The 25,635-nt window shown below is 68.9% G+C and carries 23 protein-coding genes and 1 pseudogene; 14 read left to right on the plus strand and 10 right to left on the minus strand.

The genetic code is table 11. The annotated features are described in order from the left end of the window. Nucleotides 1-54: 54 nt before the first annotated feature. A complete protein-coding gene (locus tag OG953_RS02420; protein WP_405682191.1) occupies nt 55-933 on the minus strand; it encodes an MHYT domain-containing protein in 879 nt (292 codons plus the stop codon). Between the two features lie 171 nt (nt 934-1,104). Here OG953_RS02420 and OG953_RS02425 point away from each other — a divergent pair, with 171 nt between their 5' ends. Further along, nucleotides 1,105-1,704, plus strand: coding sequence for a class I SAM-dependent methyltransferase (locus tag OG953_RS02425; RefSeq protein ID WP_405682192.1), 600 nt, complete (start codon nt 1,105-1,107; stop codon nt 1,702-1,704). Between the two features lie 24 nt (nt 1,705-1,728). Here the strand turns inward: OG953_RS02425 and OG953_RS02430 are convergent, their stop codons facing one another. Continuing rightward, on the minus strand, nt 1,729-2,631 hold the full coding sequence (locus tag OG953_RS02430) for an oxygenase MpaB family protein (RefSeq protein WP_405682193.1): 903 nt from the start codon (nt 2,629-2,631) through the stop codon (nt 1,729-1,731). Nucleotides 2,632-2,863: 232 nt separating this feature from the next. Between OG953_RS02430 and OG953_RS02435 the strand changes: the two genes are divergently transcribed. Beyond that, nucleotides 2,864-3,907 (plus strand): hypothetical protein, encoded by a 1,044-nt coding sequence (locus OG953_RS02435; protein WP_405682194.1) that lies wholly within the window; start codon nt 2,864-2,866, stop codon nt 3,905-3,907. A gap of 86 nt (nt 3,908-3,993) precedes the next feature. Here OG953_RS02435 and OG953_RS02440 read toward each other — a convergent pair whose 3' ends face one another. From OG953_RS02440 to OG953_RS02450, 3 genes are all read right to left on the minus strand, one after another. After that, nucleotides 3,994-4,524, minus strand: coding sequence for an MOSC domain-containing protein (locus OG953_RS02440; RefSeq protein ID WP_405691578.1), 531 nt, complete (start codon nt 4,522-4,524; stop codon nt 3,994-3,996). Between the two features lie 40 nt (nt 4,525-4,564). Then, nucleotides 4,565-4,747 carry a hypothetical protein gene (locus OG953_RS02445; RefSeq protein ID WP_114248565.1) on the minus strand — a complete coding sequence of 61 codons (183 nt, stop codon included), beginning with the start codon at nt 4,745-4,747 and terminating at the stop codon, nt 4,565-4,567. Nucleotides 4,748-4,831: 84 nt separating this feature from the next. After that, nucleotides 4,832-5,911 carry a fatty acid desaturase family protein gene (locus tag OG953_RS02450; RefSeq protein WP_405682196.1) on the minus strand — a complete coding sequence of 360 codons (1,080 nt, stop codon included), beginning with the start codon at nt 5,909-5,911 and terminating at the stop codon, nt 4,832-4,834. A gap of 279 nt (nt 5,912-6,190) precedes the next feature. On the opposite strand from OG953_RS02450, the gene OG953_RS02455 reads away from it, so the two are divergent. The 7 genes from OG953_RS02455 to OG953_RS02485 all read left to right on the plus strand — a co-directional run bounded on the left by OG953_RS02455 (nt 6,191) and on the right by OG953_RS02485 (nt 16,972). Next, entirely contained in the window at nt 6,191-9,085 is a 2,895-nt protein-coding gene (locus tag OG953_RS02455) for a DEAD/DEAH box helicase (protein ID WP_405682197.1), read from the plus strand. After that, nucleotides 9,082-10,452, plus strand: coding sequence for an SWF or SNF family helicase (locus tag OG953_RS02460; protein ID WP_405682198.1), 1,371 nt, complete (start codon nt 9,082-9,084; stop codon nt 10,450-10,452). The genes OG953_RS02455 and OG953_RS02460 overlap by 4 nt, the downstream gene beginning before the upstream one ends. Before the next feature lie 417 nt (nt 10,453-10,869). Then, nucleotides 10,870-12,357, plus strand: a complete 1,488-nt coding sequence (locus tag OG953_RS02465; protein WP_405682200.1) for an APC family permease — start codon at nt 10,870-10,872, stop codon at nt 12,355-12,357. After that, nucleotides 12,354-13,370, plus strand: a complete 1,017-nt coding sequence (locus OG953_RS02470) for an acetamidase/formamidase family protein (RefSeq protein ID WP_405682201.1) — start codon at nt 12,354-12,356, stop codon at nt 13,368-13,370. The genes OG953_RS02465 and OG953_RS02470 overlap by 4 nt, the downstream gene beginning before the upstream one ends. A gap of 24 nt (nt 13,371-13,394) precedes the next feature. Beyond that, a complete protein-coding gene (locus OG953_RS02475; protein ID WP_405682202.1) occupies nt 13,395-13,988 on the plus strand; it encodes an N-acetylmuramoyl-L-alanine amidase in 594 nt (197 codons plus the stop codon). A 105-nt stretch (nt 13,989-14,093) separates the two neighbouring features. Then, a complete protein-coding gene (locus OG953_RS02480; RefSeq protein ID WP_405682203.1) occupies nt 14,094-15,344 on the plus strand; it encodes a GAF domain-containing protein in 1,251 nt (416 codons plus the stop codon). Between the two features lie 104 nt (nt 15,345-15,448). Then, nucleotides 15,449-16,972 (plus strand): aldehyde dehydrogenase family protein, encoded by a 1,524-nt coding sequence (locus tag OG953_RS02485; RefSeq protein ID WP_405682204.1) that lies wholly within the window; start codon nt 15,449-15,451, stop codon nt 16,970-16,972. 171 nt (nt 16,973-17,143) lie between these two features. On the opposite strand, the gene OG953_RS02490 is transcribed toward OG953_RS02485, so the two are convergent. From OG953_RS02490 to OG953_RS02505, 4 genes are all read right to left on the minus strand, one after another. Continuing rightward, entirely contained in the window at nt 17,144-17,473 is a 330-nt protein-coding gene (locus OG953_RS02490) for a hypothetical protein (protein ID WP_405682205.1), read from the minus strand. After that, nucleotides 17,474-18,538 (minus strand): integrase, encoded by a 1,065-nt coding sequence (locus OG953_RS02495; protein ID WP_405682206.1) that lies wholly within the window; start codon nt 18,536-18,538, stop codon nt 17,474-17,476. After that, complete coding sequence (locus OG953_RS02500) at nt 18,529-18,726, minus strand: helix-turn-helix transcriptional regulator (RefSeq protein WP_405682207.1); 198 nt, start codon at nt 18,724-18,726, stop codon at nt 18,529-18,531. The genes OG953_RS02495 and OG953_RS02500 overlap by 10 nt, the downstream gene beginning before the upstream one ends. A 1,164-nt stretch (nt 18,727-19,890) precedes the next feature. Next, nucleotides 19,891-20,565 (minus strand): CBS domain-containing protein, encoded by a 675-nt coding sequence (locus tag OG953_RS02505; RefSeq protein WP_405682208.1) that lies wholly within the window; start codon nt 20,563-20,565, stop codon nt 19,891-19,893. A gap of 228 nt (nt 20,566-20,793) precedes the next feature. Here OG953_RS02505 and OG953_RS02510 point away from each other — a divergent pair, with 228 nt between their 5' ends. Continuing rightward, on the plus strand, nt 20,794-21,714 hold the full coding sequence (locus tag OG953_RS02510) for a pyridoxamine 5'-phosphate oxidase family protein (RefSeq protein ID WP_405691580.1): 921 nt from the start codon (nt 20,794-20,796) through the stop codon (nt 21,712-21,714). A gap of 285 nt (nt 21,715-21,999) precedes the next feature. On the opposite strand, the pseudogene OG953_RS02515 reads toward OG953_RS02510, so the two are convergent. Further along, nucleotides 22,000-22,299, minus strand: a pseudogene (locus OG953_RS02515) (histidine kinase); the annotation flags it as partial. A 136-nt stretch (nt 22,300-22,435) separates the two neighbouring features. Here OG953_RS02515 and OG953_RS02520 point away from each other — a divergent pair. Genes OG953_RS02520 through OG953_RS02535 form a run of 4 tightly spaced genes read left to right on the plus strand, consistent with a single transcriptional unit; the run spans nt 22,436 to nt 25,635 of the window. Then, complete coding sequence (locus tag OG953_RS02520; RefSeq protein ID WP_405682209.1) at nt 22,436-22,927, plus strand: hypothetical protein; 492 nt, start codon at nt 22,436-22,438, stop codon at nt 22,925-22,927. Nucleotides 22,928-22,980: 53 nt separating this feature from the next. Next, entirely contained in the window at nt 22,981-23,829 is an 849-nt protein-coding gene (locus tag OG953_RS02525; RefSeq protein ID WP_405682211.1) for a hypothetical protein, read from the plus strand. Next, complete coding sequence (locus OG953_RS02530) at nt 23,816-25,222, plus strand: V-type ATPase 116kDa subunit family protein (RefSeq protein WP_405682212.1); 1,407 nt, start codon at nt 23,816-23,818, stop codon at nt 25,220-25,222. The genes OG953_RS02525 and OG953_RS02530 overlap by 14 nt, the downstream gene beginning before the upstream one ends. Further along, nucleotides 25,219-25,635, plus strand: coding sequence for an ATP synthase subunit C (locus OG953_RS02535; protein ID WP_405682213.1), 417 nt, complete (start codon nt 25,219-25,221; stop codon nt 25,633-25,635). Before OG953_RS02530 ends, OG953_RS02535 begins: the two co-directional genes overlap by 4 nt.

Raw genomic sequence — 25,635 nt, forward strand, 5'->3', positions numbered from 1 at the left:
GTTCCGGGTGTGGAGCTGGGTGTGTCGCAGGTGCCGGTCGGCCGGGTACGGAGGTCAGGGCGTGGTGGCGGGCGATACGTCGTGGGTACTCCCGTCACCACGTCGTGCCCGGAAGACGGGCCCGCGCTCGGTGAATCCGTGTTGTGTGGCTGCGGATGAGTCCGTTTCGGTGGGTCCTGCGGTGCGTTCGGCGAAGACGTAGGCGGCGCGTTCCCTGGCCGTCGGGGAGAGCGCCACGAAAGCCGAGGTAAGGAAGAGGTACGAGCCCAGGCCGACAGCCAGAGGAAAGATGAACTGCATGGTCGTGGCCCCGGGAAGTTCCCTTCCGGAGGGCACGACGTGCACGGAGACCGCCAGCATTCCGGTGTAGTGCATGCTGCTGACCGCCGCCCCCATGACGAGGGAAGCCAGCGCGACGGCTCGGGGCGACTTGATGTTGAGCGCCGCCCACAACGCTGCCGTAGCGGCCACGACAGCGATGGCGACGGAGAGTGCAACCCGCAGCGGGTCGAAGTGGATCGTGCCGTGCAGACGGAGTGCCGCCATGCCGAGGTAGTGCATGCTGGCGACGCCAAGTCCGGTGGCGAACCCGCCGAGCAGCAGCGCCCTGGTCCGGTCGCGGCTGTAGCCGACGGCAAAGACGCCGCCGCCGACCACCACCATGGCGCCGAGCAGGCTGAGCAGAGTGAGCGGCACGTTGTAGCGGATATCGGTGCCGGTCACGCCGAAGCCGAGCATCGCGATGAAGTGCATCGTCCAGATGCCCGAGCCGATGGCGGATGCGGCCGTGATCAGCCAGTTGCGTCGCGAACGGCCGGTTGTGTCGAGTGCCCGCACGGTGCAGCTCAGTCCGAGTGCCGCGCCGATGCATGCCATCGCGTACGACAGCGCAGGTGTCAGCCAGCCGAAGGTGGCGTGGTCCAGGTGTCCCATGGATCGGGGACGCTAGTCGCGATGGGGGTGCGTGCCCGGGGCTCATTTCGAAAGCTGCTGAAATATGACAGAGAGATGTTCCCGAACGATCACGCAGTGCTCGAATAGGCACCCCATTTCCCGATGTTTCGCTCTGTTTCGCTCCGGTGGCAACTACGCGATCATGTCTGTATGGCCGATGACCACACACACGTCCAGGACTTCTTCACGGCCCGCGCTGCGGACTGGGACAGACGGTTTTCCGACGACGGGCCGGCCTACGCCGCCGCCGTCGACTCCCTCGCGCTGGGCCCCGGTGACGCGGTACTGGACGCCGGCTGCGGTACGGGACGGGCGCTGCCCGCCCTGCGCGCGGCCGTGGGACCGCGAGGCACGGTCCTGGGCGTGGACCTCACAGCGGCGATGCTGGAGGCGGCGGTACGGGCGGGACGCGACCGGAGCGGGGCGCTGCTCCTCGCCGATGTCGCCCGCCTGCCCCTGAGACCGCAGTCGCTCGACGCGGTGTTCGCGGCTGGGCTGATCTCCCATCTCTCGCATCCCGGACCGGACCTGGCGGAGTTGGCACGGGTGGTGCGGCCGGGCGGGCAGCTGGCTCTCTTCCACCCCATCGGTCGGGCCGCCCTGGCCGCGCTCCACGGCCGCCGGATCACGGATGACGACCTGCGTGCCGAGCACAACCTCCGCCCGCTGCTGGCGCGTTCGGGCTGGCGGCTCGAGTCGTACACGGATGAGGACGACCGGTTCCTCGCCCTTGCCGTACGGACGCTCTGATCTGCGAGCGCTCTCCGCTCCTGCTCACTCGGCCGGAGCGCCGGGGCGTCGCTTGTGCGGGACCGGACAGCCGCGGATGCCCGGGGCGGGGAACGTACCGAGCCCGGAAACCTCGTAGCCGTCCGGGTAGCCCTTGATCTCCGGGTTCTGCCGGGCAAAGTGCGGGGTGGTACGGGGCGGCAGCAGTCGCACGGCCCGTGCCCTCAGGCGCAGAACGCCACGGGTGAGGTTTCGGGCCGCGGAGCCCGGGCGTTCGTAGCGGAATGCCCGCAGCAGCGAATCATCGAGCAGTGCGAGGGCGGCCTTCCGCGCGACGGGAGCGAAGGGGCGCGGATACCAGGAGCCCATCAGGTCCAGCGTGGCGTCGGAGACTCGGCGTCCCCCTTCGTCCCAGCCGAAGTGCTCGGCCTCGTAGGTGTCGAGGGTGCGCTCGAAGTCCTCGTACGTCTCCGGCAGGTCCTTGATGCCCATAAGGGCACCCAGAGTCCGATAGTAGGCGGCGCACGCCCAAAGTTCGTGGTCGGACAGCCGGCGCCAGCCGTAGCTGTCCAGCCACCGCTTCGGGGTGACGACGAAGGTGCACAGCACATAGCGCATGTCGTCGTTGCTGATGTCGTAGCTGCGGTGCATCTGATTGATCCGGCGGATGGCCATGCGCCCCGGGTCGCTCTCGAAGCCGTGCTCCACGACCGCGTCGAGGAGCAGTGCGGTGTCGTCGTAGCGCTTTTGCTGACGGTCCGTCAGTTCGGCTGTCTCTGCGAGAAGTCGGCCGATGCTGGGGACTGCATAGGTGCGATACAGAGCCAGTTCAAGAGCGCGGGTGATGTCCCAGGGAAACTCGTAGGTTGCCGTGATCCGGTAGATCCGGAGGAAGTCACGTTCCGGATCCAGACGCTGAATCTCCTTCAGCCGGTCGTACCGCTTCACCGTGCTGCCCCCTTTCCCCGGTCGATGGTCCAACTCTACGTCGACGGGGAAGACCGTCTGTGTGTACGAGCAAGTCATGCGCTCACGGTTCCTCGGAAGGGCCCACCGACTGAGGCCCGCCGTCCACCGGACCGCGGGCCCACGTCTTCCCCCTTGTCCGGGACCACGCCTTCCCTTGTCAGGGCCTCGACGAGCGGGTTACCGACTCGTTAAGGTGCGCCGACGGACAACCATGACGGACGAGGAGGGTGCCTTGGCCGGGACGAACGACACAGTCGCCGACGACGACGCACTGTATGTGCTCACCGCGGTGCTGCTGACACCTGCGCAGTTCCCGAGCGTGCTCGGTGACGACTACCCCGCCGCGTGTGCGGCGCTCGCCCTCGAACCGTACGACGAGGGATACGGGCTGGTCCTCGGCCAGGACGGCAGTGGTGCGCGCTGGACCGTCGTCGTCGAGGACGTGTCGCTGGTCGCTGTCGCGATCGCGGCCTGGGACTGCGGAATGGAGTACGACCTCTCCCCCGATGACCGTTCGGTGGTCTGCGCGCTGCCCGGCTGGCCCCTCGCGGTGGGGGTCGCCGCACAGGGAGTGGCCGCCCCCCACGATCCGCTGCCGGACCCGGAGACCGAGGGCACCGATCCGGCGCCGCTGGCTCCGCCCGACACGGAGTCGTGGGGGCCGGCCCAGCGGCGCATGGGTGCGGACGAGATAGCGCACCAGTGGGCGGCTTGGCGCGAGCAGGTCGACGACGAGACGGCCTTCGACACTCCGGGCGAGGCGGACGGTGCCGGGGGCGAGGACGGCGTCGACGCCGGGCCTGAGGGCGAGGACCAGGGCGACGACGTGCTCAACGCTGCAGCCAAGGTTGAACCTAAAGCTGAGGTGGACGTGGAGGCCGACTCTGCGGGCGAGGCCGAGACTGAAGCCGAGGTCGAGAACGAGGCCGAGAGCGACGGGTTCGACGCCACCGCCGAGAACCCCGCGAAGGACGCACCTTCCGGAGTGCACCCCGGTGTGCGGCGGGCGCTCGCGGAGGCGCGTGCCTATGTGGACACCCTGCCGCCGCCCGGCCGCGTCCGGTCCTCCTTCGCCACGGGCGACACGCGAATGCTGCGCGCCGACGGCCCCGGCTGGTCACTGGTCGCCAGGACCGATGACATCGCCTTCATCCTGCTGGACGAGGAACCGGGCGAGGTGCTGCCGGTCGGGCGCGGCACGCAACTGCCCAGCCTGTTGGAGGCACTGGACGCGCTCGCAGTACGGCCGACCTGAGCGCGGCTGTCGGTACTCGGCAGCAGACCGACAGTCGACCACCCGACCGAACACGCGGTCCGGCCACGTCTCAGACGCGTTCCGGACTACACGCGTTCCAGCACCCGATGCGGCCCGACGGGCAGCTCGACCTCGATCGGGTCGCCCGGCCGGACGACTCCGCCGACCGTGACGATGCCCATGATCCCGGCCTTGCGCACGACCCTGCCCGCCTCGTCCCGGCCGACGACCCGCCTGAGGAGCCCCTCCTGAAAGTTGTCGATCTGCAGGCATGGGTTGCGCAGGCCGGTGACCTCGACAACCGCCTCGTCGCCGAGGTGCAGCAGAGTGCCGACGGGCAGGGCGAGGAGATCGACACCGCTGGTGGTGACGTTCTCCCCGAGATCACCCGGGGCGACCTCGAACCCGGCTGCCCGCAATTCGCCGAACAGTTCCTCGTGGATGAGGTGAACCTGGCGCAGATTCGGCTGGTTGGGATCCTGTGCGACGCGGGACCGGTGCTTGACCGTGGCTCCCGCGTGCACATCTCCCTCCACGCCGAGCCCGGCCAGCAGGGTGACACTCTTGCGGTTCGGCTTGGTGAAGGAATACTCCTCGTTACTGCTCACCACGGTCACTGTCCCGCTCACTGCGCAGCCCCCCTGTTTCAGCATGTGGTCAGCGGCCTATTTCCTTGCGGGTAATCCTGCGGAGCCTGCGTCGCTGACTGGGATCCAGCAGCAGATACGCGACCGCCGGAACTCCGATCAGGACGAGCAGTGACAGCCAGAATCCGATGAACGGCATCAGGATGACTGCCGCAACGACTCCCCCGATGGCGATCTTTGCGCTGTTCGACATCGTCCACGCCTCCTTCGCGGCCCGAGGCCGCTCCTGCTGTGAGAACGCCTGTGCCCGCCCATCGGTTCCAGCCGGCCGAAGTCCTCACCTGAGGGGTTCGCCGACCTCGTGCATGTGCTGGAGTGCCTGCCGGTAGGACTCGATCAGTCCGGTCTCCGTGTACTGCATGCCGAGCGCCTCGCAGTGGGCGCGCACCATGGGCTGTGCCAGGCGCAGATGCGGTCGGGGCATGCTCGGGAAGAGGTGGTGCTCGATCTGATAGTTGAGCCCGCCGAGGAACCAGTCGGTGAGGACACCGCCGCGTACGTTGCGCGAGGTGAGTACCTGACGCTGGAGGTGGCCCCAGCGGTCGCCGTCGGGATCGGGCATCTCCATGCCCTTGTGGTTCGGTGCGAAGGCCATGCCCAAATGGAGCCCGAAAAGCGCATGATGCAACAGCGCGAAGACGACGGCCTTCCCCGGGGACATGACAGTGAGCAGCAGTGTTGCGTAGAGACCGAGGTGGGCGACCAGGAGCAGTGCCGAGAGGGTGCGTTCCCGGGCGGGCTGCCGCCGCAGGTACTGGAAGCCGGAGATCTTGAGCGCGATGCCTTCGAGGAGCAGCATCGGGAAGAACAGCCGGGCCTGGTTACGGGTGAGCCAGCGGGCGAAGCCTTCGCGCTGGGCGGCCTGCTTCTGGGTCCATACCAGGGCACCGACGCCGACGTCCGGGTCCTTGTCGATGTGATTGGGGTTGGCGTGGTGGCGTACGTGCTTGTCGTTCCACCATGCCTCGTTCATACCGAGCAGCAGGTTGGCATGCACCAGGCCGATGGCCCGGCTCGCCCTGCGGTCGCCGGATATCTGCGCGTGTCCGGCATCGTGTCCGACGAACGCGGTGCGGGACCAGAAGATCGCCAGTGGCAATGCGAGCAGCAGGGTCCACCAGGTGTTGCCGAGGAGAAACATGCCGGTGAGCACGGCACCCAGTGCGACCAGGTTGGTGGCGATACCCATCGCGTACCAGCCGGTACGGCGCTCCAGGAGTCCCTGCCCCTTGACCGCGCGCAGGAGGGGCGCGAAGTCGCTTCCCTGACTCTGGGCGATTCCGGTACTGCCGGCGCCTACAGCAGTTCCCGCACGGTCACGGGTACCTTCCACAGCGGTGGCTACGGCCTGGGGCATTGGGTCTCCGGTCTCTGGAAAGCTGTGCTGACCTGTAGAAACGTACGGTGACCGGAGCTGCGGCAACCATGGCGCCACCACCCGGGATTTCCGGGGGTAAGCCCCCTCCCCCCAGGGGGTGCTGGCTACACCCCTGGGCGCGCGACGCGCAGTCGTGCCCAGCGGCAAGCCATCCGAAAGTGGGCTGGATCACTGCGATTGCGCTCACGGGGTGCGCATCGGTGGAGTACCCTCGGCGACCCGACCCCGCTAGTCAAATTTGAGGAATTCGGCATCGCTGTGCACAGGCTCCCTGCGGCAACGCTCTCCGAGATCTCCGCACTCTCCACCTGCTCCGTGGTCTTCCTGCCCACGGATCCCTCCCGTACCGGCCGTATCGCTTTCTGGTGTCCGGACGGCAGCAGTCCGCCCGATGGTCCCGGTTCCGTCGAGGAGCTGACCGTCGTCGGCGCCGACGCGCGAACGTACGCCGTACCGGCGCTGTTGCTTCCGGTCCGGGACGCGCTGCCCGTACTGACGCGGGCGCGGGCCTCGGCGCATGCCTCCGGCGCCGCCGCGTTCTGGGGTGCCGCCGCGCTCCTCGCTCTGCAACTCGCCGCCCGTGGCTTGCTGTTGCCAGGGCTGAGTGCGACGGATCACGATGCCTGGCGGGCCGGGCCGCTGACCGCCGACGATCAGTCGCGGATCCGTACGCTCGCGGCCTCGATGCCGCCCCTGGCCCACGCGGTGCCGCTCGACGAAACCGCACAGCCCGTGCTGCTGCCCGATCCCGAGGTGCTGCTGCGCGCGTTCCTCGACGCGGTGGCGGACGGTCTGCCGCGCACCCCCGCCGCGGCCTTCGCCACCGGCGGCCCGGCGTTCGCCGTCGACGCACCACAGCATCTGCCCGGGCAACGGACCTGGGCCACCGATGTCGCGGCCGGGCACGATGCGGGCGTCCGGCTCTCGTTGCGGATGGAGGTATCCGGGCTGACATCCCCGGGCAAGGACGACGAGCCGACCGCCGGGCCGTCCTTCCGTGCTGTTCTGCAGATCCACAGCGTCAGCGATCCGGCGCTGGTGGCCGATGCCGCCGAGGTCTGGGCGGGGTCCGCGCCGACCGCTGCCGCCTTCGGCCCCCGGGCCCGGATGGATGCCCTTCTGGCGCTGCGCCGGGCCGCCCGTGCCTGGCCACCGCTGACTCCGCTGTTGTCGGCCGCAGTGCCCGACTCCATCGAACCGGCCGATGAAGAGCTGGGCGAACTCCTCGGCCCCGCCGGACGGGCACTCGCCGCGACCGGGGTCCAGGTCCACTGGCCCAAGGAACTGGCCCGCAAGCTCACCGCACGTGCGGTGATCGGTCCGCCCGACGACGGGGACGGTCAGGAACACCAGGGGTTCGTCCGCACCGGCTCGGACACGCCGCCGCTCCTGTCGGCCGATGCGCTGCTGACGTTCAACTGGTGGTTCGCGCTGGGCGACCAGAAGCTCAGCCGCGCCGAGCTGGACCGCCTGGCCGAGGCCAACAGGCCGGTGGTACGGCTGCGCGACCAGTGGGTGCTGATCGACCCCGAGGAGGCACAGCGCGCCCGCGAGACCCAGGACCGCAAGGTCACTCCGATCGATGCGCTCGGAGCCGTACTGACCGGTTCCACCGAGGTCGACGGCCGTCGGGTCGGCGTCCGGGCCACCGGCTGGCTGGAGCAGCTGCGCCGCCGGGTGGCCGACCCGGAGTCCGGCGGGCAGCCGGATGGGCAGCAGACGGTCGGTCAGCCCCCGGCGCTCACCGCCACACTGCGCGACTACCAGCTGCGCGGCCTGAACTGGCTGCACACCATGACTTCGCTCGGCCTCGGTGGATGTCTCGCCGACGACATGGGGCTCGGCAAGACCATCACACTCATCGCTCTGCATCTGCACCGCCAGAGCATCGAATCGGCCTCAGGGCCGACGCTCGTGGTCTGTCCGACCTCGCTCATGGGGAACTGGCAGCGGGAGATCGAGAAGTTCGCGCCCGGTACGCCGGTACGCCGCTTCCACGGCGGATCACGCAGCCTGGCCGACCTGGTCGACGGCGAGTTCGTCCTCACCACGTACGGCACGATGCGGCTGGACGCGGCGAAGCTCGCGAAGATCCGGTGGGGCATGGTGGTCGCCGACGAGGCGCAGCACGTCAAGAACCCGTACTCGGCAACGGCCAAGCAGCTGCGGACCATCGGCGCACAGGCACGCGTCGCGCTCACCGGCACCCCCGTGGAGAACAACCTGTCCGAGCTGTGGGCGATCCTCGACTGGACGACGCCCGGCCTGCTGGGACGGCTCGGCACCTTCCGTACCCGCTATGCGCGGACCGCGGAGGGCGGCGACCCGGCGGCGGCCGAGCGGCTCGCCGCGCTGGTGCGGCCGTTCCTGCTGCGACGTCGCAAATCGGATCCGGGCATCGCCCCCGAGCTGCCGCCGAAGACCGAGACCGACCGCACGGTGTCGCTGACGGCGGAACAGACGGGGCTGTACGAAGCGGTGGTGCGGGAGACGCTGGCCGCGATCTCCGGCGCCGACGGCTTCGCCCGGCGAGGCCTTGTCGTGAAGCTGCTGACGGCCCTGAAGCAGATCTGCAACCATCCGGCGCAGTACCTCAAGGAGAAGGAGCCCCGGATCGAGGGCCGTTCGGGAAAGGTGGAGCTGCTGGACGAGTTGCTTGACACGATCCTGACGGAGGACGCGAGTGTGCTCGTGTTCACCCAGTACGTGCAGATGGCCCGGCTGCTCGAACAGCACATGGCGGCGCGCGGGGTGCGCACGCAGTTCCTGCACGGCGGTACACCGGTCGCGGAGCGGGATGCGATGGTGAACCGCTTCCAGGCGGGCGAGGCCCCGGTCTTCCTGCTGTCGCTGAAGGCGGCCGGCACCGGACTGAATCTCACCCGGGCGGGCCATGTCGTGCACTTCGACCGGTGGTGGAATCCGGCGGTGGAGGCGCAGGCCACAGACCGCGCGTACCGGATCGGGCAGACCCAGCCGGTACAGGTGCACCGGCTGATCGCCGAGGGCACCATCGAGGACCGGATCGCCGACATGCTGGCCCGCAAGCAGGGGCTGGCGGACGCGGTGCTCGGCTCGGGCGAGGCGGCGCTGACCGAACTGACGGATGCGGAGCTGGCCGATCTGGTGGAGCTGCGAGGGGGCACGCGATGAGCGACGAGTACGACAGCGGGAGATACGACCGTGAAGGAAACGAAGTCGGCGGGAGCGATGCCCCGCCGCCGGTGCAGGAACGTACCTTCGCCGCGCTGCCGCCCGCGCGCGGCCGCGGCTTCGCGGAGTCCTGGTGGGGCCGGGCATGGCTGAAGGCCCTGGAGGACACCGCGTTGGACGGCGAACAGCTCAAGAAGGGGCGGGGGTTCGCCCGCGAGGGCCGGGTCGGTGCGGTTACCGTCCGGCCCGGCCGGATCACCGCGGTCGTCCGGGACCGGGACTCGTCCACGTACCGCAGTGATGTGCTCCTCCAGGAGCTGAACGAGGCGGAGTGGGAACGGTTCCTGGACATGGCCGTCGACAGAGCGGGGCACATTGCGGCGCTTCTCGACCGCGAGATGCCACCGCACCTGGTGGAGGACGCTGCGGCGGCAGGTGTGGAGCTGCTGCCGGGGATCGGCGATCTGGACCCGGAGTGCACCTGCGAGGCGTGGGACCACTGCCCGCACACCACCGCCCTGTGCTACCAGGTGGCGCGGCTGCTGGACCAGGATCCGTTCGTCCTGCTGCTCATGCGGGGGCGCGGCGAGCGGCGGCTCCTGGACGAACTCCAGGTACGCATCGCGGCCCGCGCCGAGGGGCACGGGCCGTTCGGCCCTGCCGCCCTCTCCGACGGGTCCGGTGCCGCCGGCACCAAGGCGAAGGACCGCGGCGTACGGGCGGACGAGGCGTTCGCCGCGCGGGACATCCTGCCCCCACTGCCCGCTCCCCCGCCGCTGCCCGCGGAGCCCGGCCCTGCGCCGTCGCTGGACACGGAGACCCAACCGGAACCCGGCGTCGATCCGGCGGTACTGGAGTTGCTGGCGACGGACAGTGCGGCGCGCGCCCACCGGATGCTGGCAGACGCTCTCTCCCCCGGCCATGAACAGCAGTCGCTGCCGACCGGTTTGACGCCGCAGCAGGATGCCGTGCGGCTGGTCGCGAACACCCGGCCCGAGCCCTGGATCGCGACACGGCTGGCAGCCGGATCGGGGCGGCCGCGAGCCGAACTCGATGCGGCGGTGCGTGCCTGGCAGTACGGCGGGGCGGCTGCGCTCACCGTGCTGGATGAGGAGTGGACGCCGGATCCGGAGTCTCTGGCCAGGGCCCGGGCCCGGCTCGCCGAGGCGTGGGAGGAGGGCGAACAGCCCCGGCTGCGGTGGGTGGGCAATCGCTGGACAGCTGTCGAATACGGTGTACAGCTGCGGTACGGGCGGGACGGGCGCTGGTGGCCATACCGCAAGGAGAGCGGGCGCTGGGTTCCGGCAGGTCCGGCGGATGACGATCCGGCGGCGGCGCTGGGAGGCTCAAGCGTGTCCGACGAATGAGGTCATCATCGGGGCCGATCGGCGGCGAACGGGCGGTGGCCGGGCAGGACGCCCGGTCACCGCTCGTCGTCACGTTCCGCCCTTGCGTTCGACTCGATGTGACCGTGCATTGAAGGAGAGGGCGGAACCTGGTGGCCGCACAAACTGTTTGTGCCTCAGGATGCCTCATGCCCAAGGGTGTTGTCCGCGGTTCCCTTGCCGCCGGCCTGCCGCTCGCCCTGCTCGGAGCGGTGTGTGCCGCCGGGACGGCAACAGGCGCGCAGGCATGATCCGGCGGCTTCCCCCGCCCACACACCCGAATTCGAGCTCTCCTGCTGTCTTCCACCACTCGCGCGACGCCCGTACGGTAAGGCGCGCGAGACGCTCGGCCGTACATCGGAGAACACCTTCCAGTCATCGGACAAAGGGAGCCACGGGGTGTCGGGGGATTCGAGCAGCGGACTCTTACGCGATGCCATCGGGCTGCGCGAAGTCCTTTTCCAGAGCATCACGGCGATGGCGCCGGCCGCCGCCATTGCCGCTTCCATTCCGGCCGGAGCCGCGTTCGCGGGCGGCAGTCTGCCGCTGTCCGTGGTGGTGGCACTGGTCGCCTGCCTGTTCACCGCGTCGTGCGTCGCGGAGCTGGCGCGCCATTTACCGGCTGCCGGTTCGGTAGCCACCTACTCGGCGCAGGGGCTGCATCCGGCCATCGGCTTTCTCGTCGGCTGGGGCTATGTCTTCGTCGAAGCGCTGGTGCCGGCGCTGTTGCTTCTTCAGCTCGGCTTCACCACGGCGGGCACCCTGCACCAGGAATGGTCCTCCTACCCGGCGGACCTGTGGTGGCCGTGGTCGCTGCTGGGCGCGTTGATCATCGCGCTTGCCGGGTATTTCGGTGTAAGGGCCTCCGCCCGGTTCGGAACCGTGCTCGGCATCTTCGAGGTGCTCGTCTTCGTCGCCTTCGCCGTACTGCTCATCGAGCACGCAGGCTCGGACAACACCCTGTCGGTGTTCGGCACTTCGCACACCGCGGACGGCTTCGGCGGCATCAGCGGTATTTTCGCCGGCTCGGTCTACACCGTGCTGGCCTTCGCCGGCTTCGAGGCCGCGGCGCCACTCGCCGAGGAGACGAAGAACCCGCGGCGCACGATGCGGCGTGCGGTACTCGGCGCGGCACTCTCCATCGGCCTGGTGTATGCCCTCACCACCTATGCGATGTCCGTGTACTTCGGGCCCGACAGGTTCGCCGGATTCGGCGCTTCGGGCGCGGCGTCGTGGGAGGGCGTGGCCCGCACCTCGTTCGGGCTGTTCTGGGTGCTGCTCTTCCTCGCCGTGGTCAACTCGACCGTGGCCAACGCCAATGCGTGCGCCAATGTGTCTACCCGGACAGCATTCGCCCTCGGCCGCATCGGGGTGTTCCCGCAGGCCTTCGCGCGGCTTCATCCGCGCCGCCGCTCCCCCGTCACCGGAGTGGCCGTGCAGTTCGTGATCGCGGTCGGTGCGGCGCTCGGACTGGGTTTCGCCTACGACCCGGTGACCGCGTTCGTGCTGCTGGCCACCGTGATCGTGACGGTGATCACCGGTGTGTACATCGTCGTGAATCTGGCCTGCGCCGGGTACTTCCTGCGCCGACGGCGCGACGCGTTCAACCCCGTACTCCATCTGCTCTTCCCGGTACTCGGCATCGCGGCGTTCGTCCCCGCGCTGCTGACGGCCGCCGGGATTCCGGCCTTCGACTTCGTCTCCGAGCTGAGTGCGCCCGTCTCGTACGCCGGTCCGGTCGTCAGTGTCTGGATGCTGATCGGGATCGTTGTACTGGCGGTGCTGCTGCGCAGACATCCGGAGCGGGTGGCACAGACGGGACGGATCCATCTTGACGACGCCCCGGAGCCGGCCGGGGTACCCGAGACAGGAGCAGTGCAGCGATGAACGACCCCCGAATCCTGACCGTCCGCCCCAAGGAGGGCGAGTACGCCTGGACCTTCGGCGGAGCGGCGCCGGTCGCCCGTATCGAGCCGGGGACGTTCCTCGATGTGTATACGGAGGACTGCTTCGCCGGCCGGGTGCGCTCCGAGAAGGACCTGGTCTCCGCGGTCTGCGAATTCCCCTTCCTCAACCCGCAGACCGGTCCCTTCCATGTGGTGGGTGCGGAGCCCGGCGACACGGTCGCGGTGCATTTCGTGTCCGTCGAACCGGCCAGGGAATGGGCCGCGTCGACGACCGTGCCTCTCTTCGGGGCCCTCACCTCCACGCACACCACGGCGTCACTGCAGGCTCCGCTGCCCGAGGTGGTGTGGATGTGGCAGCTCGACCGGGCGCGCCGCACCTGTCTGTTCAGCGCCAGGGACAGTGACATCCAGGTGGAGCTGCCGATGGATCCGATGCACGGCACAGTCGGGGTGGCGCCGGCCAATCTGGAGGTACGGTCCGCGCTGGTGCCCGACGCGCACGGCGGGAACATGGACACACCCGAGATGAGGGCGGGCGTCACCTGTTATCTGGGCGTCAACGTCGAGGGTGCACTGCTGAGCCTCGGGGACGGTCATGCCCGTCAGGGCGAGGGCGAGACCTGCGGGGTCGCCGTGGAATGCGCGATGAACACGGTGGTGCTGGTCGAGCTGCTGAAGGGTGTCACGACACCGTGGCCGCGGATCGAGTCCGACACCCATCTGATGTCGACCGGCTCCGCACGCCCGCTCGAAGACGCCTTCCGTATCTCGCAGTTGGACCTGGTGCAGTGGCTGGCGCGCGACTACGGCCTGTCCGAACTCGATGCCTATCAGCTGGTCAGCCAGGCCGGTGAGGCGCCATTGGCCAATGTGTGCGACACCAACTACACCTGTGTGGCAAAGATCCGCAAAAAGTGGCTGCCCGCAGGCGATCCCCATCGCGGCCTCCACCGTCATCTGCGGGAGACTGCGACACTGCTGGCCAGCCCCTGACCCTCTTCCCCCACAGGAGTGTTCATGCACCGCAGAAGGATCCTTCAGGGCGCCGCCGCGACGGCGGCCGCCGCGCTGATCCCTGCCTCCGCCCGCGCTGCGGCTTCCACGGCAGCAGGCGACACCGACTATCCGCTCGCCCACTGGACACCTGCGTCCACATCCAACTGCACGGCGTCGAGCCGCCCTTCCGCCTATCCCATCCAGTACGTGATCATCCATGTCACCCAGGAGACGTTTCCGAACACGATCGGGATCTTCCAGAATCCGGCGAAACAGGTCTCCGCGCACTATGTGGTGCGCTCGGCGGACGGCTATGTCGCCCAGTGCGTCCGGGAGCAGAACATCGCCTGGCATGCGGGCAACTGGGACTACAACACGCGCAGCATCGGCATCGAGCACGAGGGCTGGGTGGACCAGCCCGCGTACTTCACCAACGCCATGTACGAGAAGTCGGCGTTGCTGACCGCCTCGGTCTGCGACCGTTACAGCATCCCCAAGGACCGTGCGCACATCCTCGGCCATGCCCAGGTCCCGGGCACCGACCATACCGATCCCGGCCCGAACTGGGACTGGGTGCGCTACATCCGTCTCGTCAATCTCTACGGAACCGGCTGACGCACCTTCGCCGCCGCGTTCGATTGCTCTCCGCACCGTGGTTGTCGCAGACGTCGGCTGCGGCCACGATGGGGTGTGCACGACGCCCCTGAACGGGAGGGTGAGTTGACGGATCCCTGGGTGGCCCTGGCAGCCGATACGGACCCCGGTGAACGGCTCGGCCAACTGCGGCACGCACACGAGGTGTTCACCACGGCCGGACGGCTGGAGCGGCCGGTGCGGCCGGTGGTCGGCGAGTCGTGGCGGCGCTCGGCCCGGGCCCGGGTCAGCCCGGACGGTGCGGCCCTGGTCGAGCTGGGCGCGGACGACCTCGGGCCGTACCGGGACGGGCATCCCCTTGCCCCCGCCATGCCGCTGATCCGTGAGCTGATGAGCGCGTACGCGACGGACGGCGAACATCTTCTCGCGGTGTGCGACGCGCACGGCAGACTGCTGTGGGTCGAAGGACACGCGTTGACCCGACGGGCCGCGGGCCGGATGAACTTCGTGGAGGGCGCCCGCTGGGCCGAGTCCGCGGCCGGGACGAACGCGCCGGGTACGGCCATCGCCGTGGACCGGCCGGTGCAGGTCTTCGCCGCCGAGCACTTCCTGCGGCCCGTCCAGCAGTGGACGTGCGCGGCGGCGCCGCTCCACGACCCGCACACGGGACGGGTCCTGGGCGCCGTGGACATCACCGGTGGGGACCGGCTCGCGCATCCGCACAGCCTGGCGTTCGTGCAGGCGGTGGCACGCGCCGCCGAGTCGCAGCTGGCCCTCCTCGCACCCTCGCCGGCCGGGGAGACCGTGCGGCTCAGTGCGCTCGGCCGGGACGAGGCCCTGCTCGTCGCGGGAGGCCGCAAGATCACGCTCAGCAGGCGGCACAGCGAGATCCTGGTGACGCTGGCCCGCCACCCCGAGGGCCTCGGCGGCGACGAACTCCTTGTCGAGCTGTACGAGGACGAGTCGGTGACGCCGGTAACGCTGCGGGCCGAACTCTCGCGACTGCGGCGACTGCTCGGCACCGAACTCCTCCTTTCCCGCCCCTACCGTCTTTCCGCGCCGGTCGACGCCGATTTCGACACGGTGGCGCGCAGACTGGCATCCGGAGCGGTGGCAGCAGCACTCAGCGCCTACGCGGGTCCGCTGCTGCCGGCCTCCCAGGCACCATCTGTCATCCGTCTGCGGCGCCGGCTCGACGAGCAGCTGCGGGCAGCTCTCATCGCTCGCGGTGACCCGGGGCTGCTGGCCGACTGGGCGTACAGCCCATGGGGCGAGGACGATCTCCCGGTCTGGCAGGCGTTCGCCGCGGCCGTATCCGCGGGACAGCGGCCCGCGCTCCTCGCCAGGGCCCGGGCACTGGACGCCGAGCAGCGGTAGCCGCTCCCCCGCCGCCACGCAACGGGGTTGCAACGTCGCGCTGCCTAGCCTCACACCGAGGGCCGTCCAACGGCGGGCGGCATCGGATCCGGGAGGCCACAGAGATGACCCGTTACGCTGCGCCGGGCACCGAGGGCGCCATTGTCTCGTACGAGTCCCGCTACGACCACTGGATCGGCGGCGCTTACGTCCCGCCCGCCCGTGGCCAGTACTTCGAGAACCCCAGCCCCGTCAACGGCCGCCCCTTCACCGAGATCGCCCGCGGCAGTACCGAGGACGTCGAACGGGCCCTGGACGCGGCACACGCCGCGGCCCCCGCATGGGGAGCCACCGCGGCAGGCGACCGCGCCTCGGTCCTCAACAGGATCGCCGACCGGATGGAGGCACATCTGCAGGAACTGGCGGTCGCCGAAAGCTGGGACAACGGCAAGCCGGTACGCGAGACCCTGGCCGCCGACATCCCCCTGGCCATCGACCACTTCCGCTACTTCGCCGGTGCGCTGCGCGCCCAGGAGGGATCGCTCAGCGAGATCGACGACGACACGATCGCGTACCACTTCCACGAGCCGCTGGGCGTCGTCGCGCAGATCATTCCGTGGAACTTCCCCATCCTGATGGCGACCTGGAAGCTGGCCCCGGCGCTCGCGGCGGGCAATGCGGTGGTCCTCAAACCGGCCGAACAGACCCCGGCCTCCATCCACGTATTGCTGAAGCTGGTGGCCGACCTCCTTCCGCCCGGCGTCGTCAACATCGTCAACGGCTTCGGCGCGGAGGCCGGCAAACCCCTCGCCTCCAGCCCCCGTGTCGCGAAGATCGCCTTCACCGGTGAGACCACCACGGGACGGCTGATCATGCAGTACGCCTCCGAGAACATCAAACCGGTGACGCTCGAACTGGGCGGCAAGTCGCCGAACATCTTCTTCGACGACGTGTGGAACGCGGACGACGACTTCCGCGACAAGGCACTCGAAGGCTTCACCATGTTCGCCCTCAACCAGGGCGAGGTCTGCACCTGTCCGTCGCGCGCACTGATCCAGCGCGGGCACTACAGCGAATTCCTGGAGGCGGGCATCGCCCGCACCGAAAGGATCGTGCCCGGACACCCACTGGACACGGACACGATGATCGGCGCCCAGGCCTCCAACGACCAGTTGCAGAAGATCCTTTCGTACCTGGACATCGGCCAGCAGGAGGGCGCGAAGGTCCTCACGGGCGGTCAGAGGATCAAGTACGACGGGGAGCTGGCGGGTGGCTACTACGTCCAGCCGACCATTTTCGAGGGCGACAACCGCATGCGGGTCTTCCAGGAGGAGATTTTCGGCCCGGTCGTGGCGGTCACGTCCTTCTCGGACTTCGACGACGCGATCGGAACGGCGAACGACACGCTGTACGGCCTCGGGGCGGGCGTCTGGACCCGCGACATCAACACCGCGTACCGGGCGGGCCGTGCCATCCAGGCAGGCAGGGTCTGGACGAACTGCTACCACGCGTACCCGGCCCATGCCGCCTTCGGCGGCTACAAGCAGTCGGGAATCGGCCGCGAGAACCACAAGATGATGCTGGAGCACTACCAGCAGACGAAGAATCTGCTAGTGAGCTACTCCCCGAAGAAGCTCGGCTTCTTCTAACGGCACGAAGGAAGGCGCTTGACCTGGGGCTTTACCCAGATCAAGCGCCTTCTGGGAGCGCCCGGCGCTCCAATCACGGCGGCGTCGAAATGCGCCCCTTCTCCCAGTTCCTCCCGCCCGCATCCCAGTCCTGACCAGCAGTTCCGGGCCATACACGGGCCAGATTGCGAATCAGCCCGTAGGACTGCCGTCCTCACTGCGCCGACTCCACTCCTGCATCGACTCCTCGATGAGCCGGTTGGAATGCTCCTGCAGACCATCCATGAACTTGGCGTAGTACTGGAAGAGCACTTGGATGCTCTGGCCTGCCCGGCGCGCACATTCGGCAGGATCCACGCCGGAGTGCAGCCAGAACAAAATCCCGGCGTGCTGGAGGTCATAGGGCCTCTTGGCGAGCACTGTCGACTGCTCATTGGGAGCCAGGACCTTCTTACGGGCCCGCTCCCACGTCTTGCCGTAGGCCGCTGCATCGACGTATCCGTCAGCCGCATTGCGGAACACTCAACCATCGGGCGCCACGCCGAAGCGATCGACGTGATCTCGCAGCGTGCGCACGAACGACGGCGGTATCGGCACGGGACGCGCCGCCTTGACGGCTCGCCGCTTCAAGGAGTGCACTTCGTGGACCGAGCCATCGTTCGTCCACTCCTTGCCTGCCGTGACGACACCTCCATTCAGGTTGAGCATGCCCCAGCCGGTCTTTGGCAGATGGCACTGTGAGATCTGCAGGTGGATGACCTCCGCCGGACGCATGGCCGCGTAGTACATGCAGCCGAAAAACGCCTCAAGGTGCGGGCCGCGTCCCTGTTGTTTCCCTACAGCGGTCAGCAGGCGAGCAACCTGGTTGGGGTTCGGCACGCAGGCCGGGTCCACTTCCTCGCTCACCCCAGGAGCCTGCCACTTGACCCTGGCGAGCGGGTTCTCCGCGAAGTACCCCTTGTCGACGGCGGTTCCGAGGACCTCGCTGAAGGCCGATCGTTTCCGCAGGGCGGTCTTCGCCGCGGCGGACTTGCCGTCGATCTTACGGCCAATCGCGTCCAACGCCCTTCGCACGACGTCTGGTTCCATCAGCTCACTGACGGGCAGGGAGTGCCGCTGCATCCAGTCGAGGGCATGCTGCCATTCGGCGGACGGCTCGCTCTCCCAAGCTCGTTTGTTGAACGCCCATGAATACAGGGCGCGCCTGAGAACCCTCGGCTCCGAGTAGCGCGCTTCGGGCCGCACCAGCGCGGGCGTGATGGTGGCGAGTGCATCAGCGAGAGTACGGCGGGTGTTGCCCGGCGTTCGGTCCCATCGCTCGTTGATGTAGGCATGGGCCAGGTCATGCCAGGTGGTGCGCTGCCTGATGGCGCGGATCTCGGAAGCCGGCAGACCGGTCTGCTCGTCGAACGCCTCACCTTCACGGGCAGCAGTCATGAGCTTCGCGCGCCGGCTCTCGGCCAGTCCCTTGGTGATGAAGGACTCCGACCGCTCGCGGCCGTTGACCGTCCAACGGACCTCGAACGACTTGCGCCGCTGGGGCCGCTCGCGGATGTCCCAGAAGCGGACCTTGTAACTCATCGCCATTCAGGCGTATCCCTTTCGCACGCCTGCCACCAGGCATCCAGGTCGGACCGACGGCAACGGAGCTCGCCGTTCGGAAGTTTGATCATGCGGGGTGCCTGGTTCCGGGCACGTAGGCGATAGAAGGCTAACGGGCTCATACGGACTTCCGCGAGAACCTCGGAGAGTTTGAGGGCGGGGGGACGAGCCATGCGGTACTGCCTTCGGGTTGGTGGGCCAACTGACGCTGCGCCCAGAGTCGGCACGAACTCACAAGACGGTCGTCCGCATCGATCCACCGCCATGCAACCAGTGCGGACGACATCAACGATCCGGAGAATCCCCGGTTTCGCTAACCGGGGATCGTCGGCTACGTTTCGCACCGCCGCGAGGGTGCCACCGCCACTGGTACGCCCGCTGGGCTCGTAGCAGGAGTACAGCCAGTCCGAGCGGTGGACCGATGTCGCGCCGTCCGTCACCAGGACAAGAAGGGCTTCATCGGTGAGTCTTTCAAGGTTGTGGGCCCCGACGTACTTGCAAACGCCGATGACCCGCGCGACATGCCGGGATCGGCGGCGCCAAGCGCAACGAGCGGGGACAGGCGTTGGACAGATGGACTCCTCGGGTTGAGCCTTGGGGGGCAGGGCGGCGAAGGGGGTCGGCGCGCGCGGGAGGACGGGTCGCCTCTTCAATGCTGGAGAGTCCGGTCCCACCCGTTTGCTGACCTGGTGTTTCGGGGATGTTGTACGTTGACATGATCCCGAAGAACGACCCGGTCCTTTGAGGCTCTTTCGTGTCTGCCGTGGGCGAATGCGTCGGCGCGAGAGGCGCGGGCTTCCCCCGGAGATCACGAGGCCTGAGAGAGCAACCCGATCACGAGATGCCGCAGACGCTGGAAGCCGAAGTACGTCTACACGTCGTGAGTTGCGTCCTGCTTCCGGTCTGTGACCGGCAGCTCGGTGATCGGCCGCAGTTCTCGTTGATCGTGCAATTCACCGTCGAGACCGACCCGAAACCGGTGATCACCGCTTCTCGTCCCGCGTCCAGGCCATCGCCCGTGGGGGGAGACTCCGGGACGGCCGATCACTCTTTTCCAACCTCAGGTTGACGTGGCCAGGGGCAATGACGGGGTCTTGCACGAGCAGCGCGGTGCTGGCCGGCCCCCTCCAGCGGCCGCGCACGAGATCCCGCAGGCGGCCTGAACCCGTGGAACTGCTCATCGACTACCGATGGCTCCTGGCCCGTCAGGAAGACATCCTCCGCACCGACTTCACCGTCAACGACCTGTCCGTGCTCGGTCAGCCTTGCCGTGGGCCGGTGCCGACTGCCCTGCCGTCGCGGTGCGCGGTGAGGCGGGTTACGGGGGCCCGAATGTCTCACGTGTCGGTGCGGGAAGTCCGGATGTCGTCGGTCCGGTAGGCGACACGCTCAGCGACGGAGACCACACCGTCAACGCTCCGGCACAGCCGTTCGATGATGGGGATCAGGCTCTTGAACTCGACGGATCCGCCGAGGACGACCTGTGCCTGACGTACTTCGACCGTCACCTCCGAGGGGGCCAGACCCATCGTCCGCTGCAGTACGTCCCGGTTGATTTCCTCGTAGATGGCGTCGTCGCGGCGCAGGAAGACCCGCAGCAGGTCACGACGGCTGACAATACCCAGCAACTTGTCCGTCTCGTCCACGACGGGCAGCCGTTTGACGTTCTGTACCTCCATGAGGCGGGCAGCCTCGACCACGGTCCACTCCGGACGCGCACACACGGCGGGAGCCGACATCAGTTCCTCGGCCCTGGCCCCCTCGGCCTTGGCCCGCTCCCACGCCTCCAGGTGCGGAATCGGTGTCCGGCCCGACGGATCGACCTGGTCGGAAGACTTGCGCAGCAGGTCGGCCTCGGACACGACACCCATGGGGCGATCCAGTTCATCGACCACGGGTACCGCTGTGACATCGTTCTCTGCCAGCAGCTTGACGATCTCTTTGAACGGCAGGTCACGCCGTGCCCGGACGACGTCTCTGGTCATGAGCTCTGCGACCGATCGGTGGTGCATGCGGCTTCTCTTTTCGGGATGTGACGGCTGGTAATGGTCATGTGCCGAGCGGGTCAGGACCTGCTCGCCCGCGAGCCGCGCAGGTGGCCCGGCCCCACTCGTCGGTGGACCAGTGGGCCCGATACCAGCTCCCTCGGCCCTGCGGAATCACGGTTTCTCGTCCCGTGCGGCGACACGCCACTCGTGGCACGTTGGGTACAGCAACATCATGAGGAAACGGCGGCGATCATGCGAGCTCACCTCGGCGATCAACTTGTTGTCGAAAGCCCGGCCACCGGCGCCAGCAGGCGCGACGGCGAGATTGTCGGACTCCACCACGAGGACGGAACCCCTCCCTACGACGTGCACTGGTCGGATACCGACCAGGTGACGCTCGTGTTCCCCGGGCCCGACGCCCATATCCGTCACCTTGAGCACAGGCCGGGTGGCAGATCCCGCGAGCCGTCCCGGCCGGGCTTGGCCGAGCCTGGTGCCGAGTCCGCCGGGGTCCGGCTCGATGGGGCACCCAACCCCGGCGACATCGGCCGGCGCGTGGCCATGGAACGCGAGCGACAGGGGCTCAGCCGCGCAGAAACAGCCCGCCGCGCCAGAATGGCGCCGGACTACCTGGCATACCTCGAACAACGGCCGGCTGACCCGAGTCTGGCGAGTCTCATCAGCCTGGCCGACGCACTTGGCACCACCGTCGCAGCCCTGCGCGGAGGCGGCATCGATCTGCCACCCGGCCAGGGCCAGGCGCTCCTGCACCCCCGGCTGCAGGACCTGAACCCCGACGAATGCCGCGCCCGGCTCTCCACGCACGGCGTAGGACGCATCGCGGTGTCGACACCCGATGGCCCGGCAGTCTTTCCAGTGAACTACGAGGTCATCGATGGCACGATCGCTTTTCGGACCGCGCCTGACTCAGTGCCTGCGACAGCCGGGGGAACGGATGTCGCATTCGAGGTCGACCACGTGGACGAGGCCATGAGCCAGGGCTGGAGCGTGCTTGCCGTAGGCCCTGCGCGGATCGTTACAGAGCCCGACGCACTGCGGCAGCTTGCCGATCGCGCCCATACCACGCCTTGGGCAGGGGGCGAACGCAACACATGGGTGTCGATCCGGCCCACGCGCCTCACAGGGCGGCGCATCAGTCCGGCTGATCAATGACCGACAGCGGACTGCCGCGCGCCCGGCGGGCATTCCACGACCACGATCCAGTCCTGTCCGCACAGTGGTCCCGACCAATGGGCCCGCCGACTCGCGCAGGCAGGCTTTGGCGATCCAGGACGCTGCTCGCCGACGAACACGTAACAGCGCTGGTCTGCGGCGCGTGGCCGTGGCACTTTGTCTGTCTCCAGGGCAGCCTTGACTTCCATGTACGGCTGATTTCGACCGAGTCATGCCGTACGCCGAACTCGACACCCGTTCCGCCGGTCTCAGCGGCACGCGAGGACGATCCGTGCCGGCCTGGCCTAGCCCGCCCATCCGCAGGGACAGCTGAAAGCCCAGGGTCCGTGCGGCCTGCTCGACCACAGTCACCGTCCGAGCACGCAGCCCCTGGCCGGCCCGGCCCAAGTCACGGACACGGAGGCCGAAGATGGTGGACCGAATGATCTCGCTGGTCTCATCCAGATCATCCACCGCACGCAGCAACCGCTCGCTCACCTGTGGCTGATCCACGAGCCGCACCACGCTCTGCAGCGCCATCCCCGTCGCTAACAACCGCCGAATGGCCAAGTCGTGCAGATCTCGTTGACCGGTCGGGCACCCATCCGACGAGCTGCGAAGAGACCGCAGTACGTCAGTGCGGGCCGATCGGCCCAGTCCAGGGCGACAGCGATGTTACCGCCGTGGACACTGATATGGGGATTCACCTTAAGGAGCTCTCGTGGCGGCGTTCAGGGACTTCCTGATGCGGTTCCGTCCGACCGGCTCGCCGGGCCCGGCGGCGCCTACAGGTGTGCCCGCAGATCGTTCGGCGGACCTCTCAGCCGAACTGGTCCCAGTGCTCTCTCGCCTGGAGCAGGCCGAGACCGAGGCACAGCGGATCCGCGAGGAGGCCGCTCAACAGGCGGAACAGAACCGGCGGGCCACTACCGACAAGGCCGAGAAGATCGTGAGGCGGGCCCGGATCCTCGCCCGTGAGGTACGGGCGGAGAGCGCCGCGCAGGCCAGCGGCTTGGCCAAAAGCGAGGCGGCGCGCTGTCTTGCGGAGTCGGAGCGCGAAGTCGCCCTGCTGCAGCGCCGAGCGCAGCAACGCATGGCTTTCCTAGTCAACAGCGTGGTGGCGGACGTCGCGCAACTCGGCGCCTCCGCTGTGCCCGCAGGGGGACGCTCCGGGGGGAGGTCCCGGTGGGAGCGGGATGGGTCGCGGGAGTGACCCGGGCCAGAGCCATGGTGTCGCGCTGCCTAGGACCCCGTGCCGCCCGGGAGGTGGCTGCAGCGGCGACGCTCGACGACGCCCTCGGGCACCTCGCGGTTACGGCGTACCGGCGCGGCCTCGACACGGAGGCCGGGCTGGCGGCCGCCCAGCGCTCCGTCGCAGCGACTCTGCTGTGGCATCTGCGAGTGCTCGCGGGCTGGCTGCCGCGTCAGGGAGCGGGCGTAGTCCGCGTGCTGGCGTCCGGGTTCGAGGTCGCCAACGTGGACACGCACCTGCGCGCGCTGTCGGGCACGGACGCCGACAGACTCAGCCCGTACCGGCTCGGCGGACTGGCGACGGCCTGGCCCCGGCTCGCCGAAACCAGGTCGCGGGCCGAGCTGCGGAGCGCGCTGGCCAGCTGTGCGTGGGGCGATCCGGGGGACGACTCTGCGGCGGCGGTGGGCATCGGCCTGCGGATCTCGGCCGCCACCCGCACGGCGGGTGCCGTGCCCGAGGCGGCATCCTGGGCGGGAGGGCGCCTTGCCCTGCTGGTCGGCCGCGAGCTGTTCATTCACGGTCGTCGGCTGACGGAGCCGTCCGCTCGGCGCGCTGCCCGGGTCCTCGGCTCCGGGGCCCTGCACGCCGGGGCCTTCGCCGACTTCCGTCGGCAACTGCCGGGCACGGCGCGCTGGGCGGTGGACGGTGTCGAGGAGCCTGCCGACCTCTGGCGGGCCGAGGCGCACTGGTGGACGCGGGTCGAGCAGGACGGCTCCGCGCTGCTGACCGGTTCCCGGCTGGACGCCGCGCCGGTTGTCGGTGCGGTCGCGTTGCTCTCCACTGACGCCTGGCGGGTACGGGCGGCGCTGGAGTCGGCCGCACGGGGCGGCGGGCCGCTGGAGGCGTTCGATGCGCTGGTCTGAGGCCGCGAAGCCGGTTCCCATGCAACGGGTGGCGATCATCGCGCCGCGCAAGGCACTCCGGGAGACTCTGGTGCGGCTCGCGGACGCCGGGTGCGTCGAAATCGACCGATCCGAGGGCTCCAGGCAGGGCGAGCGTGGACCGGCCGCGCGTCGGCTGCAGCGGCTGCGTGCCGAGCCGCCCAAAGCGGCGCTCTCCGCTGCCCCTCCCGACCTCGACGCCCTGGAACGAGAAGGCCACGCGGATCTGCTGGCGGGCGAGGCGCAACTTGAAGAACATTTCGTCAGCGCTGTACGGCGCGGAAATGTGGTGGCGCTGGCCGGCTGGTGCCCGGCCGCCCAAGTCCCGGCGACGGCCGCGCGGTTGGTCGATCTCGGCGGTGTACTGGTGCCGTTGACGCTACCGCGAGGCGTCGACCCGCCGACCCTGTTGCGCAGCAGCGGACCGGTGCATCGTTCGTTCACGCCGCTGGTGCGCACCTATGGGACAGTGCCGTACGTCGATGTCGACCCGACGTGGCCGGCCGGGATCGCGTACGTGGTGATGTTCGGCATGATGTTCGGCGATGTGGGGCATGGTGCCCTGCTGCTCCTGATGGCGCTCCTGCTGCGTAGCGGCCGCCCCCGGAGGCTGCTGCGACTCCGTGCGATGTGGCCCTTCGTTGCGGGGGCCGGTGGCACGAGCATGGCGTTCGGCTTCGCCTACGGGGAGTTCTTCGGTCCGACGAAGGTCCTTCCCGTACTGTGGGTGGCTCCTCTGGACCACCCCGAACGGTTGCTCACGGCTGCCGTCGCAGTCGGCGTGGTGCTGCTCGCGCTGGCGTATGTCGCGGGGATCGTCAACCGCTGGCGGGAGGGCGGCCCGGCGCGGGCGCTGTACGCGGTCTCAGGCATCGCGGGTTCGGCCCTTTTCCTCGGACTCGCCGGCCTCGCCGCGGGTGGGTATCTGCACCACACGCTCCTCACCCTCATGGGAGCCGTGGTCGCGGCCGGCGGTCTCGTGCTGGCCGCCTCGGGACTGTTCGCCGCTTCGGGCGGCGGGGTTCCCGGTGCGATGCAGACTACGATCCAGCTCTTCGACGCGGTGGTGCGGATCTTCTCGAACACCGTCTCCTTCGCGCGGCTGGCCGCCTTCGGGCTGACGCACGCGGCGCTCGGCGACATCGTGTGGAGAGGAACGACCGCACTGGCCCACGCGGGTCCTGGCGGGCTGATAGGGGCTGCGGCGGTCTTCACCGTCGGCAATGCCCTTGCGTTCTCTCTGGAGGCGCTGGTCGCGGGCGTACAGGCCCTGCGGCTGGAGTTCTACGAGTTGTTCTCCCGGGTCTTCGAGACCTGGGGTCGTCCCTTCCGCCCTTGGCATGTGTCCACGCAACGTACGGAGGTGGCACCGTGATCGCCTGGCTCATCGCCCTTCCCGTCCTCGCGGTGATCTTTCCCGTCACCCGCAGACTGGCGCGGCGGCGCGGCCATGCCGCCCTCCGGTTGATCATCGCCACTGACGCGCTGCTCTTCGGCGGCGCACTGGCGCTGCTGATGGTGGCGCTCAACGGCGGCGTCGCGCGGGCAGCATCCAGCACGGCCGCCGAGTCCGGAACCAACTCCGCCGCTCTGATCGGCGCCGCGATCGCGGTCGCCGGGGCCTCGATCGGTGCGTCGATCGCCGTCGCCTACACCGGAGCGGCGGCGCTGGCCGCCATGAGCGAGCGCCCCGAGCTGTTCGGCCGGGCCATGGTCATCGTCGGACTCGCCGAAGGAATCGCCATCTACGGGCTGGTCGTCGCTGTCCTGCTGCTGGGCAAGGCCTGA

It is taken from the genome of Streptomyces sp. NBC_00057, assembly GCF_045041165.1.
In the GTDB taxonomy this organism is placed as follows: Bacteria; Actinomycetota; Actinomycetes; order Streptomycetales; family Streptomycetaceae; genus Streptomyces.

Coding starts and splice junctions, on each gene's coding strand:
- OG953_RS02460 (WP_405682198.1), top strand. CDS start 9,082: ATGAGCGACGAGTACGACAGCGGGAGATACGACCGTGAAGGAAACGAA.
- OG953_RS02425 (WP_405682192.1), top strand. CDS start 1,105: ATGGCCGATGACCACACACACGTCCAGGACTTCTTCACGGCCCGCGCT.
- OG953_RS02505 (WP_405682208.1), bottom strand. CDS start 20,565: ATGCACCACCGATCGGTCGCAGAGCTCATGACCAGAGACGTCGTCCGG.
- OG953_RS02475 (WP_405682202.1), top strand. CDS start 13,395: ATGCACCGCAGAAGGATCCTTCAGGGCGCCGCCGCGACGGCGGCCGCC.
- OG953_RS02445 (WP_114248565.1), bottom strand. CDS start 4,747: ATGTCGAACAGCGCAAAGATCGCCATCGGGGGAGTCGTTGCGGCAGTC.
- OG953_RS02500 (WP_405682207.1), bottom strand. CDS start 18,726: ATGGCTCGTCCCCCCGCCCTCAAACTCTCCGAGGTTCTCGCGGAAGTC.
- OG953_RS02485 (WP_405682204.1), top strand. CDS start 15,449: ATGACCCGTTACGCTGCGCCGGGCACCGAGGGCGCCATTGTCTCGTAC.
- OG953_RS02510 (WP_405691580.1), top strand. CDS start 20,794: ATGCGAGCTCACCTCGGCGATCAACTTGTTGTCGAAAGCCCGGCCACC.
- OG953_RS02450 (WP_405682196.1), bottom strand. CDS start 5,911: ATGCCCCAGGCCGTAGCCACCGCTGTGGAAGGTACCCGTGACCGTGCG.
- OG953_RS02420 (WP_405682191.1), bottom strand. CDS start 933: ATGGGACACCTGGACCACGCCACCTTCGGCTGGCTGACACCTGCGCTG.
- OG953_RS02470 (WP_405682201.1), top strand. CDS start 12,354: ATGAACGACCCCCGAATCCTGACCGTCCGCCCCAAGGAGGGCGAGTAC.
- OG953_RS02530 (WP_405682212.1), top strand. CDS start 23,816: ATGCGCTGGTCTGAGGCCGCGAAGCCGGTTCCCATGCAACGGGTGGCG.
- OG953_RS02435 (WP_405682194.1), top strand. CDS start 2,864: ATGACGGACGAGGAGGGTGCCTTGGCCGGGACGAACGACACAGTCGCC.
- OG953_RS02495 (WP_405682206.1), bottom strand. CDS start 18,538: ATGGCGATGAGTTACAAGGTCCGCTTCTGGGACATCCGCGAGCGGCCC.